The following is a 15,497-nucleotide window of genomic DNA, read 5'->3' on the forward strand; positions in this document are numbered from 1 at the left end:
CCGGATTCCGAGCAGCCGCGAGTGCGGCCGGTCCCGGGGCCGGCGCTTCCTCAGGGTGCCCGTGGCCGGTGACCGCTTCCGGCTAGCGCCACGGCCGTGGACGGCGAGCGGTCCGGGCGGGACGCCCGGCCCGGAGCAGGGGAGCGCGAAGGCTGCCCGGAGGTCGGGTGAACCGCTCGGTTGACAGGGCGTGCGCACCGGTGGCCCGGGTAAGGGACAGCGGTGGCACGGGTCACGAAACCATCCGCGCCTGCTCGGCGCGGGCCGCGGTGGGGGACGGGCCACCGCGTACATCAGCGCGCGGAACGAAACAGCGCGGTCAGGCCGAGAATACACACCGTCTCGCCGACTGGGGCCAGTTCTCCCGTGTCGGTGTTCACGTCCGGGCCCGCGGATCTCGGCTCCCGGTCCGGTGGAACCGGAGGTGTCCCCGGCGCACGGCCGTGCCCCGGGTGCGCTACGGCACTCGGGGCACGGATCAGACGGTCAGGCCGGCGCCCGCCAGTGCGGCGGACAACAGCCCACAGCGCAGGAGGGACTTCAGGAAAACGTGGCTCACGTCGGCGAAGAGCGTGACCTTGTCGCCGTGGCAGGAGTGGCCCATGATCGCGCAGTTGGCCACCACCTGCGCGTCGGCGCGCAGGTGGGGCCCGGTGGCTCCGCGCGGAACGGTCCAGTCGATGCGCTCGAAGGCGTCGGCCGCCTCGGAGTCGAACAGCTCGGCGGCCGTCCGGGCTCCCCGGGGAAGGATGTTGAGGGCGAACTCGCCGGCGGTGAGCGCCGCGTGGGCCGTGGGGCTGTCGCTGCGCAGGGTCACCATGACGGTGGGCGGTTCCTCGGCGACCGTCGCCAGGAAGGTGCACCTCGCGCCCCAGGGCCGGGCTTCGATGTCGAAGGCGGTGGCGATGGCCACGCCCGTGCGCATGCGTGCCGCCAGGTGCTTCAGGCCGTCGGCGCCGGCCGGGCGCATCCGGTTTCCCGCGCGGGTACGCGCTGCTCGGATCATGCGAATCTCCACGCGCTGCTCGTCGGGCGGGTACATGGCGTGGGCCACGGTGCCGCGATCCGGTCGGCCATTCCCCTGCGGCGCGTGGCCCGACCCCGGAAACTCGCATCGTTCATGGCACTCTCCTGAGCTGCGGCGGCGGATATCGTCTCAGTTCTTCGCTCGAACTGCCATCGTGCCGAAAGTCTCTATCGAGGCGCAATGGAGCCATATCCCGAATGTATCTCACATATCTCCCCCAAGACCGTTCTTATGAAATCTTCCGTACGACTCCTCAATTTCGGGCGGAACTTCACAGGCCGGTCGCCGCGGGCTGCGGCAGGGCGAACCCGTGGAGGGCTGGCGCCGCGACTCGGGCATCCGTCGTCACCGGCCGGCCGGCCCGGCCGGTGACGACGCGGCACGTGCGTGGAGAGCAACAGATCCGCCGCCGGGGCGTCAGTGCTGCCCGCCTCCGTCGGCGCCGGGGACGGTGCGGGGCAGCACCACAAGTGCGACGAGGACGCCGGCCACCACGATCACGGCGCCGATGGTCATGCCGAGCGCGTAGCCGTCCGCGAGGGATTCCAGCGTGCCGGAGTCCCCGGTGCGCGCGTTGGCGGCGGTGCTCAGGGCTGCCAGGCCGAGTGCGGCGCCGATCTGGCGTGAGCTGTTGAGCAGACCGGAGGCGGCGCCCGCCTCGTGGGCCGGGACGCCACCGGTGGCGAGGGAGGCGATGGGGCCGAGACAGAGCCCGATGCCGATGCTGGCGATGAGCGACGGGCCCAGGACGTCGGCGACGAACGAACCGTCGGCGGTGAACAGGCTGAACCAGGCGAATCCGATGCCCGTCAGCATGCCGCCGATGGCCAGCACCATCCGGGGGGCGAGACGGCCGCCCAGCTTGATGGCGAGAACCGACCCGACGACGACGCCGACCGCGAAGGGCAGGAACTGGACGCCGCTGCGGGCGGGACCGCTCCCCAGCACGCCCTGGAGGTAGAGGGAGATGAAGTAGAAGGCCGACGTCATGGCGCCGCCGAGCAGGAAGATAAAGAGGTTGGAGCCGACGACCGAGCGGTGGGTGAACAGACCCAGCCTGATCAGCGGGTCGCGTGAGGTGGTCTTCTCGACGTAGAGGAAGGCGGCCAGCAGGACGACGGCCACGGCCAGCGTCATGAGGGTCGTCGACGAGGTCCACGGGTACTGGTCGGTGCGGACGACGCCGAAGACGAGCAGGCCCATTCCGGCGGTGGCGAGGACGGCGCCCAGCACGTCCGGGCGGCCGCGGTCGCCGCTTGGCCTGTCGGCGACGATGCGCCAGGTCAGGGCGAGCGCGACGACGACCATCGGTACGTTGACGAACATCACCCACTCCCAGCCCGCGTACTCGGTGAGCAGACCGCCGATGAGGACGCCGAATGCGGCGCCTGCGGCGTTCATCGCGCTCCATACGCCGAACGCCTTCACGCGTTCCTGGCCGGAGGGGAAGGTCGCGGTCAGCAGCGCCAGCGCGGCCGGGGCCAGTGCGGCGGCTCCGATGCCCTGCCCGGCACGGGCGGCGACCAGATGCCCCGGCTCCGTCGCGAAGCCGCCGGCGAGGGAGGCGATGCCGAAGAGGCAGAGACCCATCAGCACGAGCCGCTTGCGGCCCATCAGGTCGGCGATCTTTCCACCCAGGAGGAGGAGCCCTCCGAAGGTGAGGGCGTAGGCATGGATCACCCAGGTCAGGCCCACCTCGCTGAAGCCGAGGCTCTCGCTGATCTGCGGAAGTCCGACGTTCACGACCGACAGGTCGAGAGACACCATGAACTGCACGACACTCACCGCGGCGAGCGTGAGCCCCGGCCGGCCACCCCCATCGGTGGCCGGCGTTTCCTTTAATGAATCCGTATTGGTCACAGCGCCTCAGTCCTTGGTCATCGCGTGAAATCGAGGGAGTTTTCGAACACATTCAGAAAAATGGCATCTGGGCAGTCTACTGTCGATCAAATAGTCTGAGAAGTGCACTAATCGAGCCAAGAATGGCGATCGGCGAGGTGTGCGCGGACCACCCAGTGGTGGTCGTGGGGCGGGCAGAGCCGCTCCGGCGGAGCCGGCAGCCACGCGCAGGCACCAGCGGCGAGCCGGCTCAAGGTGTACGGCTCGGCCCACCAGCCATGGCGGGCCAGGAGGTCCCCGAAGTCGTCCGGTCCGGGCCGGAACGCGGACCCTCGGGACTCCATGAACGCGAGGAACCTCTCGTTGGCCGCGTCCTCGAAGTAGGCGGTGTGCGGTGCGTCGACGAGCAGCACCGAACCGCTGCTCGAAAACGTCCCGATACAGCCAGCTCGCGCACGGCGTTGGGCAGGATGTTCAGACCGAACCCCTGCGAACCGAGGCGGGGAGCGGCCTCGAAGACGGTGACGTCCTCGAACCCCGCGGCATGCAGACTCATCGCGGTCGCCAGTCCGCCGATTCCGGCTCCGGCAAGGGTGATTCTCATCGCTCGCTCCCTCTCCGCAGAGGTGACCGTGACGTCACGGCGCGACGGCCGGGCCGGTGCCCGCGTGGGTCCGCCGGGTGAGGGTGAGGATCCCGTCGAGCAGTTCCGTGCTTCCCCCGCCGCTGCCCAGTCCGTAGAGCCGCACGTCCTCGTGATAGGCGCGCCGCGCCATCACCAGGTGCTTGCCGCGGAACGAGATCAATCCCCTGAGCGCCTCCCCCAGCGCCTGCGTGCCGGCCTGCACGTGCAGTGACTCGTCCGGCGTGAGGGGTTCATCGAGGGCCGCGGCGAAGCGAGTGGCCAGGGACGGCTTCGCCCTCCATTCCGCGTACCGTTCCCGCCAGTCGGGAAGCGTGTGCGAGACGAGTTCGTCGCAGAACGACAGGTACTCCTCGCTGCCCCCGTCCGACGCCCACAGCAGCAGGTCGATCAGGAACAGAGGCACATGGGCCGCGGCCGGGCCCATGTAGGTGCGTCCCCCCAGCCGGACGTCCTCGAAGTACGGTCGGAGCTCGAGGGCGAAGAACTCGTGGGAGACGTTCCCGAGTACCCTCCTCATCACCGTGTCGATGACGGTGACACACTCGACGAAGGACGCCCAGTCGCCGGTCCGCCCGGCACTGCGCGGATCCGCCTCGTCCAGCGAACGGCCGATGTCGATCGCCCGTGCCAGCTCCGGCACGCACGTCCGCACCGCGTCGATGAGGCCGCGCTCCATGGGGTGCCCGGTGTAGAGCCGCTCGCGCTCGCCCGTGGGATTCCAGCACGTGTAGTGGTAGACCGTGTCGCGCGGAATCATGTGCGCACGCCGACCCAGCAGTTCGAACGCTCCGGCAGCGTCCGCGACGGCGTCGAAGGCCACCACTCCGTGCCGCGTGAGGCTGCCGAGGTACATGCCCAGATCACGCATCGCGGCGAGGCATTCCGGCAGCGTGAAACCCGCGATGCGCTGCTCCGTGGGGAGAGCCTCACCGAGGACACGCGCCAGCGCGTCGACGTCCGCGGCTTCGTTCAGCTTGGGCAGGCGTCGCAGGTCGGCGTCGAGGTTCAGCGGATCGAGCTGCGCGACCTGTGCGTTGAATTCCCCGGAAGCGGCGTCTATGTGTGTTCCGGAATTCATACGAACCAACTCCCGGTGGGTGTCCCATGGTCACGCGACGTCGGTGAAGGGTGTGCCGGGGCCTGCGGACGGCTCCCGTCAACCGCAGTGCCGCCGACTGCAATCAGCGCGCCCGGGCGCACACCGGGCACGGTCTCCACCGCCTGCTCGAAATCCGACCGACGGGAAGTGGCTGGCGCCCAGAATCATCAGGGTGCGCCACGGTGACCTCACCCGCCGTCGCGGGCAGGCCGCAGAGCGCCGTCACCAAAGGCTCTACGGCCCGCCCGCCGCGCCGGCCGAATCAACACGCGCGACGGCTTCAGCCTCCGGCCCGTTCCGTGGCCGCTCGCACGGCCTCGATGATGACGTCACAGGCAAAATCGATGTTCTGCGGGCTGTGCGCGGCTGTCGCATTCAGGCGCAAGCGGGATGTGCCGGGGGCTACCGCCGGAGGCAGCGCTGAGAGCACGAAAACGCCTTGCTCCTGGCAGAGCCTGGCTCCTTCCAGGGCGGTGTAGTCATCTCCCACGATGACGGGGGTAATCGGCCCCAGTACGTCCGGAAGGTTGAATCCTGCGGCTTCCAGACGCCTTCTGAGGTGCTTCGTGTTCCGTTCCAGCAAGGAGCGGCGGTCAGCGCCCTCCTGTTGGATCACGCGTAACGCCGCCAGGCCGGCCGCTGCCGACATCGGTGATGACGCGCCGCTGAACATGTACCCGCGCGCACCGAGCCGAAGTGCCGCGATGAGTTCCTGCGAACCGGCGACGAAACCGCCGGAAGCCGGGATGGCCTTGCTGAGAGTGCCCATGACCAGATCGACGGTGCCGGGCAGTCCGAAATGGTCCTGGACGCCTCCCCCGTTGGGCCCGATCACGCCCAGGCTGTGGGCCTCGTCGACGAAGAGCAGGGCGTCATGGCGCCGGCACAGTTCGGACAGGCCGGGAAGGTCGAGGACGTCCCCGTCCATACTGAAGATGCCGTCCGATACGACGATCTTGGTGGCGTCCGGCGGCGCTTGGCGCAGCAGCTCTTCCGCGTGGCCCACGTCGTTGTGCCGGTAGACGCGTACGGTTGCTCCGGCGTTCTTGGCTGCCAGACACCCGTCGACGATGCTTGCGTGGTTGAGTTCGTCGGAGAGCACCCAGGTGCCAGGTTTGGCCATGGCGGCCAGCACCGTGTAGTTCGTCATGAAACCCGAGCTGAGGACCATGGCGTCCTCTCTGCCCACCCATGCGGAGAGTTCCTGCTCCAGCTGACGGTGGAGGTCGAGACTTCCCCCCAGGACCCGTGAGCCGAAGCACCCTGTCCCGAAGAAGTCCACTGCCTCTTTCGCCGCGTCGTTGAGCCTTTCATCGCCGAGCAGACCCAGATAGTCGTAGGTGGTCAGCACCAACTTCGCGTAGCCGTCGTCGAAGGTGGCGTGCACACCGTCGTACTTGGCGATGGTCCCCTCGTACAGATGACGAATGTGGCCCAGCTTGGGCGACCTTTCCTGCAGGTGACTGATGATTCGAGTCATGCTGGACACGCTGCTCCGCCTGTGCTCGGTCGCCATGGATTCCTCCGGTTCGGTGGCTTTCTCCATCAGTGCGTCTCTCTTTCATCCTGCGCGTTGGCATGCCGGGATCCGCCAGAACGTGAAATCACCGAGCCGGCGAATCCCCTGGGGAACCGCGGCCTCCCGCCGGCTTCGCCGGGAACGGTCTGGATTTCAGTCTTCGGCCCGTCCAGTGGCCGCTCGCACGGCCTCGATGATGACGTCACAGGCAAAATCGATGTTCTGCGGGCTGTGCGCGGCTGTCGGGTTCAGACGCAGGCCGGATGTGCCGGGAGCTACCGCAGGAGGCACCATGGAGAGCACGAAGACTCCCCGCTCCTGACAGAGCCTTGCCACTTCCAGGGCGATGTGGTCCTCTCCCAGGATCAGGGGAGTGATCGGTCCCGGTACGTCCTCGGGGTGGAGACCCGCGGCTTCCAGACGCCTTCTGAGGTGCTTCGTGTTCCGTTCCAGCAAGGAGCGACGCTCAGCGCCCTCCTGTTGGATCACGCGTAACGCCGCCAGGCCGGCCGCTGCCGACATCGGTGATGACGCGCCGCTGAACATGTACCCGCGCGCACCGAGCCGAAGTGCCGCGATGAGTTCCTGCGAACCGGCGACGAAACCGCCGGAAGCCGGGATGGCCTTGCTGAGAGTGCCCATGACCAGATCGACGGTGCCGGGCAGTCCGTAATAGTCCTGGACGCCTCCCCCGTTGGGCCCGATCACGCCCAGGCTGTGGGCCTCGTCGACGAAGAGCAGGGCGTCATGGCGCCGGCACAGTTCGGACAGGCCGGGAAGGTCGAGGAGATCGCCCTCCATGCCGAAGATGCCGTCCGATACGACGATCTTGGTGGCCTCCGGCGGCGCTTGGCGCAGCAGCTCTGCCACGTGGCCCACGTCGTTGTGGCGGTAGACGTGTACGGTCGCTCCGGCGTTCTTGGCTGCCTGACATCCTTCGTCGATGCTTATGTGGTTGAGTTCGTCGGCGAGCACCCAGGCGCCAGGACCGGCCATGGCGGCCAGCACCGTGTAGTTCGTCATGAAACCCGAGCTGAGGACCATGGCGTCCTCTCGGTCCGCCCATGCAGCGAGTTCCTGCTCCAGCTGACGGTGGAGGTCGAGACTTCCCCCCAGGACCCGTGAGCCGAAGCACCCTGTCCCGAAGAAGTCCACTGCCTCTTTCGCCGCGTCGTTGAGCCTTTCATCGCCGAGCAGGCCCAGGTAGTCGTAGGTGGTCAGCACCATGCTCGTGTGGCCGTCGTCGAAGGTGGCGTGCACACCGTCGTACTTGGAAACGACCGCCTCGTACAGGTGGCGAACGTTCCCCAAGTCGGGGCAGTGTTCCTGCAGGTGACTGATTATCCGGGTCATACTGGTCACGCTGTTCTGCCTGTTCTCGGTCGCCATGGATTCCTCCGGTTCGGTGGCTTTCTCCATCAGTGCGTCTTCCTGCGCAGGGACGTGTGGGGACGTGTGGTGCGGTTCATCGCCGTATCGCCACGGCGAACGACAGATCTGCCTCGGAGCGAACCCATACCGATACCGGCTCGCCGCGGTACGAGGCGACCAGGCCGTCGCCGAACCGGCGGAGCCCGATCCGCCAGAACGTGAAATCTCCGAGTTTTCCCATGCTGCTCAGGGCCTTGAAGGCCGCTTCCTTCGCGGCGAACAGATCGCGCGCGGTGTACCCCCCGGGCGGCCCGAGCAGCGTGCGCCGCTCCCGCTCCGCCAGGACGAACCCGGCCACGCGAGGCGTGATGACCCCGTTCTCGATGTCGACGCCGACCGCCTCGGCCCCGGGGACCACCACCGCGACCGCCCAGCACTCGGTGTGGGAGATCGATCCGGCGAATCCCCTGGGAAAGCGCGGCCTCCCGTCGGCTTCGCGGGGGACGGTCCGGTCCGCCGACCCGGCGGACGCGAGGGCCGCAGCGGACGCGCGACGGCCCGCCGAGGACTGCTGAGCCGGTCCGTAGGGGGGAGCCACCGGGCGGAACACCGCCGTCGCCTCCGGGCCGACCCCCTCGGGAGGGTCCCATCCGACGGCCACCGGGGAGCCCTACGGCCTTCAGTTCCGCAGGGCCAGGACGTGACGCGCCAGTGAGTCGATCGAGCGCATCACCTCCGGCTCGACGTCGTCGTCCCACTCGAACCCGAACGCGTCCTCCATCGCCACCAGCAGGCTCACCAGTCCGGTGGAGGGAAGTCCGGCCTCGCGCAGCGACCCGGAGTCCGGGAGGCCGGCGAAGCGCTCGCCGCCGAAGAGGTCGCCCAGCAGTCCGCGAACGCGCTGCCGGAGCTCGGACTCCGTATCAGACACGCGATTCCACTTCGTCCACGAACGCGGCGATGAGCGTCTCGAAATGTTCGGGGGCATCGAGGAACGGCATGTGCCCGGCGTTCTGAATGATCTCGCAGCGCCCGTCGGGGAACAGCGCGGCGACCTCGTGGCCGCGCTGCGGGCTCAGCAGGATGTCGTCGTCCCCGAGGACGAGCATGGTGGGCGCGGTCACGCGGGACAGCAGCGTGGAACTGGGGTCGCCGGTCTGGACAAGGGCTACGCCGTTGGTGACCACCTCGGGGGTGCACATCGCCAGGAAGCTCTCCCGGAGCCCAAGGAATCCCGGTGTGCCGCCTTCCTCGTTCATCTGCCCGCTGACCACCTCGGGGTAGATCTGGTTGTACAGGCCGGCCATGCCGTGGCTCTGCAGCGTCTGGAGCCACGAGCGGTTCAACTGCCGGTGACGCCTCATGTTCTTGACACCGAAGACCGGACCCGCCAGCACCATGCCCTTGACCCGGTCCGGGTGTGCGAGCGCCAGGTCCCTGGCCAGCTGCGAGGACGAGGACGTGCCGACCAGATACGTCGCGTCGATCTCCAGCGCGTCGAGCAGCCCGATCACGTCCGCCGCGTGCTCTTCCCAGGTCGGCTCCCGATCGAGCCGTGTGGATGCGCCGTGGTTGGCCTGGTCGAAGCTCACGACGCGGTGGTTCTTGACGAGTGTCTGGGTGTGTGACCGCCAGAACGGGGCCGTGAAGAAGTAGTTGTTGAGCAGCGTGAGGGCCGGGCCCTCACCGCTGGACTCGTAGTAGAGCTCGACGCCCTCCCTGGTACGTATGCGGGGGGTGTCCTCGCGGTACGACAGATCGTACGGATTATCGAATTCACTCGACTGCTGGGCTTCACTGTCCGACACGGGTTTCCGTCCTTCTCTGGGTCTCTGTGGTCTGCGGTCTCCGCAGCACGCCTGCATACGCGGCGACGACGTCGGCCGCCGAGGCTTCGGCGGAGACCGCGGTGCAGGACTGGCCGCAGTACAACGCCATCTCGCCGATGCGCCCGCTGGTCGCTTCGGTCGGTACGGCCGCGCTGAAGCGCGGTACCAAGTACGGCTCCCCCTCGACCACCGTGCGGCCGATGAACTTCCTGGGTTGCGCGGGGTCGGCGGTCACGGCCGTCGCCAGCACCCGGTGCCGGCGGCCCGGCCACCCGATCTCGTAGACGTCGGTGATCACGGTGTCGCCGGCGTCGGCCGCGGTCACCGCCGACTTGAAGCGGCCGTGGGCGCGCGACTCGTGTGCGACGACGAAGGCCGTGCCGAGCAGGATGCCGTCGGCTCCTGCGGCAACGGCACGCTCGGCCTCGGCCGGCCCGCCGATGCCGCCCGCGGCGACCAGGCAGGCGTCGGGCAGCCGGTCACGCAGGGCGGTGACCAGCTCGTCCCGCCCCGACACACCGAGCAGGTGGCCGCCGGCCTCGATGCCCTGGGCCACCACCACGGCGCCGCGCTCGGCGGCGTGCACACCGTCCTCGACGGTGCCCACCTGCACCACCGTCCGCCGGCCTGCCGCGGCGACCCGTTCGAACACCGCGTCCTCGGGCATGCCGAACAGCGAGACGTACACCTGCCGCGGCGTCTCGGCGAGCACCTGCGCCACCTGGAGGTCGAGCTCCTCGGGCCCGACCACCTCCGGGATCAGGTTCACGCCGACGGGCCGATCGGTGCCGGCGACCAGCCGTTCCAGTACGGCCGACAGCGCGTCGCCGACCAGCTTGTAGCCGCCCACGCAGCCCGCCGCGCCTGCGTTGGACACCGCGCAGGCGAGCTTCGCCCCGGCGACACCGCCCATGCCCGACTGGAGCAGGCTCACCTCGGTACCGAGTACCTCCGCCACCGTGGGACGCATCAGCGGATGCCTTCGAGCGCGGACACGGCCGCGGCGGTGGTCCCGAACCGGTCGGTCAGGACATGCACCCAGCGTTCCAGGCCGAAGGCGAGGCAGCTGGTGTGCGCCGGCTCGTCGCCGGCCCCGATCTCGCACCGCTCACCGAAGAAGTTCCGGTGGTAGTTGACCGAGCCGATCGCCAGGCCGTTGACGACGAACTCCTCCTTCACGGGGAACAGCCGCTGCATCTTCGCCTTGCCGCTGTTCTTGTCGAAGAACGGGTCGGTGGCGACCTCCAGCTCGAGGTCCAGTCCGAGTGCGGCGCACAGTTCCGTCACGGCGTCCTTGGCGCGAACCAGGTGGTTCTTCGCCACCTCCTCGGCACCGATGCAGACGATCTCCCGCATGGTGAAGCCGAGCAGTCGCTGGAGGCCCTGGTAGTGGTCCTCGTTGCGGAAGCACGTACCGGCCGTGGTCCGCAGTACGCCCTCGGCAGCCAGCGCGGAGCCGGCCAGGTCGAGGTAGACCGAGTAGCACGCCGCCGAGGGCAGCGCGAACGCGGTCGGCTCCATGACCTCGGCGGGTATCCGGTCGACCGGCCGGGGGGTCTGCGCCAGCAGTGCGCCGACGTGCTGGGGATCGAGCCGGGCCGCGACGAGGCCCAGATGCGGGAAGTTGTCGTAGTAGTCGAAGGTGTCCAGGTCCTGGCACCGCATCAGGAACGGGAACCGGAACTCCGGCGCACCCCAGGCATCGGCCCAGCGCAGGACCACCGCGTCGAAGGCGCGCAGCAGCCGCAGCTGGCTTCCGTCGAGGACTCCCAGACCGTTGTCGGTCGCTGTTGTGGTCATCGCGCCGCTTCCTTCGTGAAGAATCCTGCCTCGATCGCGTCGAGCGTGCGGAGATCGTCCAGATCCACGTCCTCCGGATCGATGGGCTCGCCTGTGAGCTCCTCCAGCAGGAAGATGAACTCGACGAACGCGAGCGAGTTGATGGCCCGGCTGTCGATCAGGTCCAGGTCGCTGGACAGGTCTTCCAGCTTGGGATTGCGGCTCAGGATGAACTCCCGCAGCTCCTGCATCGGTTCGGCCCTCATTTGACGACTTCCTTGCCTACGCCCGCCCTCGACAGGAACTTCCTCGTCCTCTTCAGTACCTGGTCGTGCGCTTCCAACCGGGCCGGGTGCTCCATGGCACGGCGCCGCAGTGCGAGCGCGTCCGGAATGCCCGCGTCGCGGTAGGCGGCCGGGTTGTACAGGGTCGCGATGCTGTACTGGAGGTAGTTCTCGAGGTACTCGGCCACCAGCGGCACCTCGTCCGGGTCGTTCTTGACCAGCTGATCGAGCAGACTGGTGAAGATCATCCGGCCGAAGGCGACGTGCCGGCTCTCGTCCTGGTGGTGCACCCGGTTGATCTCACGGGCGATGTGCGGCAGGGACTCGTCGGTCGCCATGTACGCGTTGTAGTAGTCGACGATCTCCTCGAAGATCAGGATGCGCGCGAACACGATGAGTTCGCGGGCGACCGGCGACAGGTGTTCCACCGAGTCGGCCTGCAGCGTCGGCTGCGCCGGGTACAGCCTGCCGCCGTAGCGGAGGCAGAATTGCGCGAAGAACCACATGTGCTCGTTCTCCTCACCGATGAAGTGGTGAAGGAACTCCGAGACGTCCGCGTAGGTCCGGTCGTGGATACGCATCACGACCTCGCTGAGCAGTTCGCGGATACCGTGGATGTTGAGGCTGAAGAAGTTGATCGCCTCGTACCGGGTCAGCGCGATCTGCTGCTCACGCGTGAGTTCGTCCCACATCGGAGTGCCGGCCAGCGTGGTGAGGTTCTCACTCATCCAGGGCATGTCCGGCTCGATCGTGTCTGGCCAGTCGAAAATCGTGTACGGGTTGTAGTAGCCGGATTCCGCCATGCTTTCCAGCCTGTCCAGCTCAAGCACGATCGGTTCGATCTTGGGCACTGCCATTTACTCGCCCTTCCGCACAGTGAGGTAAAGAGTTCAGCCTCGACGGGCCGATCGAATGTCCGCGCGCACGTGGGTCGGCACCGGCGAACCGCATTCGTGACGGCCGAAGGAGGAAGCGCCCGAAGCGGTGGACTGGATGACCTTGTTGTACGTCGACCCCAGGCAAAGTTCCTGAAATTCCTTGGTGTCCGGGGACAGCCGCGCCGCCAGCTGCGCCTTGGCGATGTCGACGCTCTTGAGGACTCCGTCCTCGTCCTCCACCTCCACGCAGGCGTGCGGCAGGTCGAGGGCACCGCCGAGTACGCCGCAGAACCAGCCCCGCTTCGCCTCGGCCCGGTATCCGGCCTCGCGGAACCGCTCGGCCAGCAGCAGGCTCGCGGCGATGCAACTGGTCGCGCCCAGTGAGTGCACGAGCTGGTAGTCCGCCTGCATGGCGACCGGAACCATCTGCCAGCGGTAGCCGGAATCGAGGTAGTCACGGGTCAGGGTGCGCAGCTCGGGGGAGACCAGAGGGGTGAGTGCGCCCGTCGTCGTGACGGTCGCCTGGTACGTGGCCGTCCCGGAGCCCGGCTCGGGCGCCGGCCCGCCGACGACGCTTCCGCCGAACCGGGCGACGTCGGGCGCCTCGAAGCGCCAGGGCGCCGGCCCCTCGCACGCGGTGCACTCCAAGTGGACGCGGAACTCCCAGGACTTCGGGCGCAGCAGACTCCCGACCGGACGGCCGGCGAAGCGGAACAGCATTCGGAACGTCAATTCCGGTTGCGTGTCGGACTTCTGTGAGTACATCCCGAGGTTGTACAGGTCGTTCATGTCGAAACAGCGCACTCCCGCACGCTCCTCGAACGGAAGGGACGCATCGACGAGCCTGTCGATCTCGGCCGAGTCGCAGCGCAGCAACTCCCGCGCCACGGACTCCGGCTGAATCCTGTTGGAATACTCGGCGGGAACGAATTCTATGAGATCCGCCACCTTTTCCCAGGGTATGCCCAGGCTTTCGGTTCGGTCTGACACGGGCTACCCCTCCAGAAAGAAGAACACGCCGACGATTCGGGGCCTGCCATGTGCGGTCGAAACCCCCCGGCTCCTGCGCGAATCCCCGGAACGGGCTCGACGGTACCATTCTGCAATTGCGCCGCAACAGGCCGATTTCACACGCTCCCCCATGCGTTTTTCACGCCTATTCCTAACGAGTCACGGCGACGACACCCGAGGGCACGATCTGCAGCTCGCCGTTCTCGTAGCACCGCTTGCACTCCTTGCGCTGCACCTTGCCGCTGGAGGTCTTCGGCAGCCTCCCGCGCCGTACGACCGCGATGTCGTCCGGCGTGATCCGGTGCCTGCTCCGTATGGCCTCGAACACCTGCGCGCGCACGGCCCCGGCGCCCGGGGAGTTGAGGAGCCGGCCGTCCACCTCCACCACCAGCACGAGCCGCTCGGTCCGTCCGTCGTCGCAGGAGAACGCGCTCACGCTGTTCGGGTGCAGCCCCGGCACGGCGCGTTCGGCGGTGAGCTCGAAGTCCTGCGGGTAGTGGTTGCGGCCCTTGCGGATGATGACGTCCTTCAGGCGTCCGGCGACATACAGCTCGTCGTCGTAGAGGAAGCCGAGATCACCTGTGCGCAGGTGAGGCCGGCCGAGGGCGCCCTCACTCGCGAGACGGGCTCGGAACGTCTCCTCCGTCTCCTCCGCCCGCCCGAGGTACCCGGCGGCCGCGCAGGGGCCGTCGATCCAGATCTCACCGACCCGGCCCTCGGGCAACGCCTGCCGCGTGGCGGGATCCACGATCCGCACCCGGGTGCGGCCCGCGGTACTCCCGTTGCTGACCAGGGGAACGGAACCGTCGGTGCCTTCGCCGACGGGTCGCACGACGCCTTCGCCGAGGGCCTCTCCGCAGACCCAGAGCGCGGTGGGTTCCTGGTCCGCGCGTGAGGCGGTGGTCTTGAGGGTGTTCTCCGCCAGACCGTAACCGGGGCTCATGGCGCGAGGGTTGAAGCCGTGCGGCGCGAACGCGTCGATGAAGGACCGGATGGCGGCCCAGCGCACCGGCTCGGCTCCGTTGGCGGCCGTCCGCCAGCGCGACAGGTCGCCCACACCGCCGGTCTTGCCGTCCGCGGCGGCGCGCGCGCACAGTTCGTAGGCGAAGCTGGGCGCCGCCGAGTGCGTTCCGCCGAACCGGGCGAGGGCTTCGAGCCAGCGCGCCGGACGGCGGATGAACGCCTCGGGGGCCATCAGATAGGCGGGGATGCCCGCCCACAGGGGCATGACGACGCCGAAGAGCATGCCCATGTCGTGGAAGAGGGGCAGCCAGCTCACCACGGTGCCGTCGGGCTCGCACGGGAACGCCTCGTCGGTCTCGGCCGCGTTGGCGAGGAAGTTCGCGTGGGTGACGACAACTCCCTTGGGGCGCCCCGTGGAACCGGACGTGTACTGCAGCAGCGCGGTGTCCCCGGGGCTCGGCCGCGGCGGCTCGGGGGCGTCCGCGTCATACGCGAGGGTGTCGGTGGCCAGCAGGGTGAGCCCGGCCAGGGCCGGCTCGTCGCCGTAGCTCTCCTGGAGATCACGGGCCACCTCCGCGGTGGTCAGGACGATCGAGGTGCCGGCGTCGTCGGCGATCCGGCGCATCCGCTCCACCTCGTCGAGGCGCCGGGGCACCTGGACGGGCGCACCGGCCACCCGCCCGTACATGCACCCCACGACGGACCGTACGAACTCCAGGCCCGTGGGGTACATGAGGACGGCGCTGCGGCCGGCGAGACCGACGGCGGCGAAGGCGGCGGCCCGTAGACCGGCGATCTCGTCGAGCTCGCGGTAGGTGAGGGTTTCGTGGGGATCCTCGCCGTCGAGCAGGTAGACGAAGGCGGTCTCGTCGGGCTGTTTCTCGCTGCGCAACCGCAGCGCGTCGGGAACGGTACGCACGTCTGCGTTCGCATGCGGTCCGATGCTGCTCACAGGCAGGACTCCTTGTCGGCCGGTCGTGCACGGAAGGAAGTTCGGCGGCGAGGCCCTGAAGTGCGGCGCTCGCCGGGGTGGCGATGGCCGGCCGGGCGTGTCGCGGTGCCCGCCGTTCGCGTACGGCACGCGTTCGGGGCCGGTGCGGTCGAGGTGCGGTACGGGTCAGGAGGCAAGATCCGGAAGAGACGGCCCAGGCGCCGCCGGCGGCGCGCCTGCGAGGGGCGTCAGGGCCGGGCCGTGGCCGACGGCGCTCCGGACGGTCCCGGTGCGGCGCCGCCCCGGTCCGGATCGGGGCAC

At 68.6% G+C, this 15,497-nt stretch carries 15 protein-coding genes and 1 pseudogene; all 16 read right to left on the reverse strand.

The features are described 5' to 3' along the window. Positions 1–478 precede the first annotated feature (478 nt). The 16 genes and pseudogenes from ACFY04_RS37925 to ACFY04_RS38000 all read right to left on the reverse strand — a co-directional run bounded on the left by ACFY04_RS37925 (position 479) and on the right by ACFY04_RS38000 (position 15,197). Positions 479–1,006 (reverse strand): flavin reductase family protein, encoded by a 528-nt coding sequence (locus ACFY04_RS37925; protein WP_389124431.1) that lies wholly within the window; start codon positions 1,004–1,006, stop codon positions 479–481. A gap of 438 nt (positions 1,007–1,444) precedes the next feature. Then, positions 1,445–2,812: an MFS transporter gene (locus tag ACFY04_RS37930; RefSeq protein ID WP_389124434.1), complete on the reverse strand. Its 1,368-nt coding sequence runs from the start codon at positions 2,810–2,812 to the stop codon at positions 1,445–1,447. Between the two features lie 182 nt (positions 2,813–2,994). Then, entirely contained in the window at positions 2,995–3,279 is a 285-nt protein-coding gene (locus ACFY04_RS37935; protein WP_389124579.1) for a hypothetical protein, read from the reverse strand. A gap of 89 nt (positions 3,280–3,368) precedes the next feature. Next, a pseudogene (locus ACFY04_RS37940) lies at positions 3,369–3,470 on the reverse strand (NAD(P)-binding protein); the annotation flags it as partial. 34 nt (positions 3,471–3,504) lie between these two features. Then, positions 3,505–4,590 carry a monodechloroaminopyrrolnitrin synthase PrnB family protein gene (locus ACFY04_RS37945; protein WP_389124436.1) on the reverse strand — a complete coding sequence of 362 codons (1,086 nt, stop codon included), beginning with the start codon at positions 4,588–4,590 and terminating at the stop codon, positions 3,505–3,507. A 301-nt stretch (positions 4,591–4,891) separates the two neighbouring features. Further along, positions 4,892–6,157, reverse strand: a complete 1,266-nt coding sequence (locus ACFY04_RS37950) for an aminotransferase class I/II-fold pyridoxal phosphate-dependent enzyme (RefSeq protein ID WP_389124439.1) — start codon at positions 6,155–6,157, stop codon at positions 4,892–4,894. A gap of 126 nt (positions 6,158–6,283) precedes the next feature. Then, positions 6,284–7,549: an aminotransferase class I/II-fold pyridoxal phosphate-dependent enzyme gene (locus tag ACFY04_RS37955; protein WP_389124442.1), complete on the reverse strand. Its 1,266-nt coding sequence runs from the start codon at positions 7,547–7,549 to the stop codon at positions 6,284–6,286. Between the two features lie 46 nt (positions 7,550–7,595). Next, a complete protein-coding gene (locus tag ACFY04_RS37960) occupies positions 7,596–8,162 on the reverse strand; it encodes a 4'-phosphopantetheinyl transferase superfamily protein (RefSeq protein WP_389124445.1) in 567 nt (188 codons plus the stop codon). 18 nt (positions 8,163–8,180) lie between these two features. Further along, the gene (locus tag ACFY04_RS37965) at positions 8,181–8,432 is read right to left on the reverse strand and encodes a hypothetical protein (protein WP_389124447.1); all 252 of its coding nucleotides are present in this window, start codon (positions 8,430–8,432) and stop codon (positions 8,181–8,183) included. Beyond that, positions 8,425–9,309, reverse strand: a complete 885-nt coding sequence (locus ACFY04_RS37970) for an alpha/beta fold hydrolase (protein ID WP_389124449.1) — start codon at positions 9,307–9,309, stop codon at positions 8,425–8,427. The genes ACFY04_RS37965 and ACFY04_RS37970 overlap by 8 nt, the downstream gene beginning before the upstream one ends. Further along, positions 9,296–10,300 (reverse strand): NAD(P)H-dependent flavin oxidoreductase, encoded by a 1,005-nt coding sequence (locus ACFY04_RS37975; protein WP_389124451.1) that lies wholly within the window; start codon positions 10,298–10,300, stop codon positions 9,296–9,298. The genes ACFY04_RS37970 and ACFY04_RS37975 overlap by 14 nt, the downstream gene beginning before the upstream one ends. After that, positions 10,300–11,130 (reverse strand): hypothetical protein, encoded by an 831-nt coding sequence (locus ACFY04_RS37980; protein ID WP_389124454.1) that lies wholly within the window; start codon positions 11,128–11,130, stop codon positions 10,300–10,302. Before ACFY04_RS37980 ends, ACFY04_RS37975 begins: the two co-directional genes overlap by 1 nt. After that, on the reverse strand, positions 11,127–11,375 hold the full coding sequence (locus ACFY04_RS37985; protein ID WP_389124457.1) for an acyl carrier protein: 249 nt from the start codon (positions 11,373–11,375) through the stop codon (positions 11,127–11,129). Before ACFY04_RS37985 ends, ACFY04_RS37980 begins: the two co-directional genes overlap by 4 nt. Next, on the reverse strand, positions 11,372–12,250 hold the full coding sequence (locus tag ACFY04_RS37990) for a diiron oxygenase (protein WP_389124460.1): 879 nt from the start codon (positions 12,248–12,250) through the stop codon (positions 11,372–11,374). The genes ACFY04_RS37985 and ACFY04_RS37990 overlap by 4 nt, the downstream gene beginning before the upstream one ends. A gap of 33 nt (positions 12,251–12,283) precedes the next feature. Continuing rightward, positions 12,284–13,219: a hypothetical protein gene (locus ACFY04_RS37995; RefSeq protein WP_389124462.1), complete on the reverse strand. Its 936-nt coding sequence runs from the start codon at positions 13,217–13,219 to the stop codon at positions 12,284–12,286. 214 nt (positions 13,220–13,433) lie between these two features. Beyond that, complete coding sequence (locus ACFY04_RS38000; RefSeq protein WP_389124464.1) at positions 13,434–15,197, reverse strand: fatty acyl-AMP ligase; 1,764 nt, start codon at positions 15,195–15,197, stop codon at positions 13,434–13,436. Positions 15,198–15,497: the final 300 nt, after the last annotated feature.

Source organism: Streptomyces sp. NPDC001549, from assembly GCF_042894025.1.
Lineage (GTDB): Bacteria > Actinomycetota > Actinomycetes > Streptomycetales > Streptomycetaceae > Streptomyces > Streptomyces kutzneri.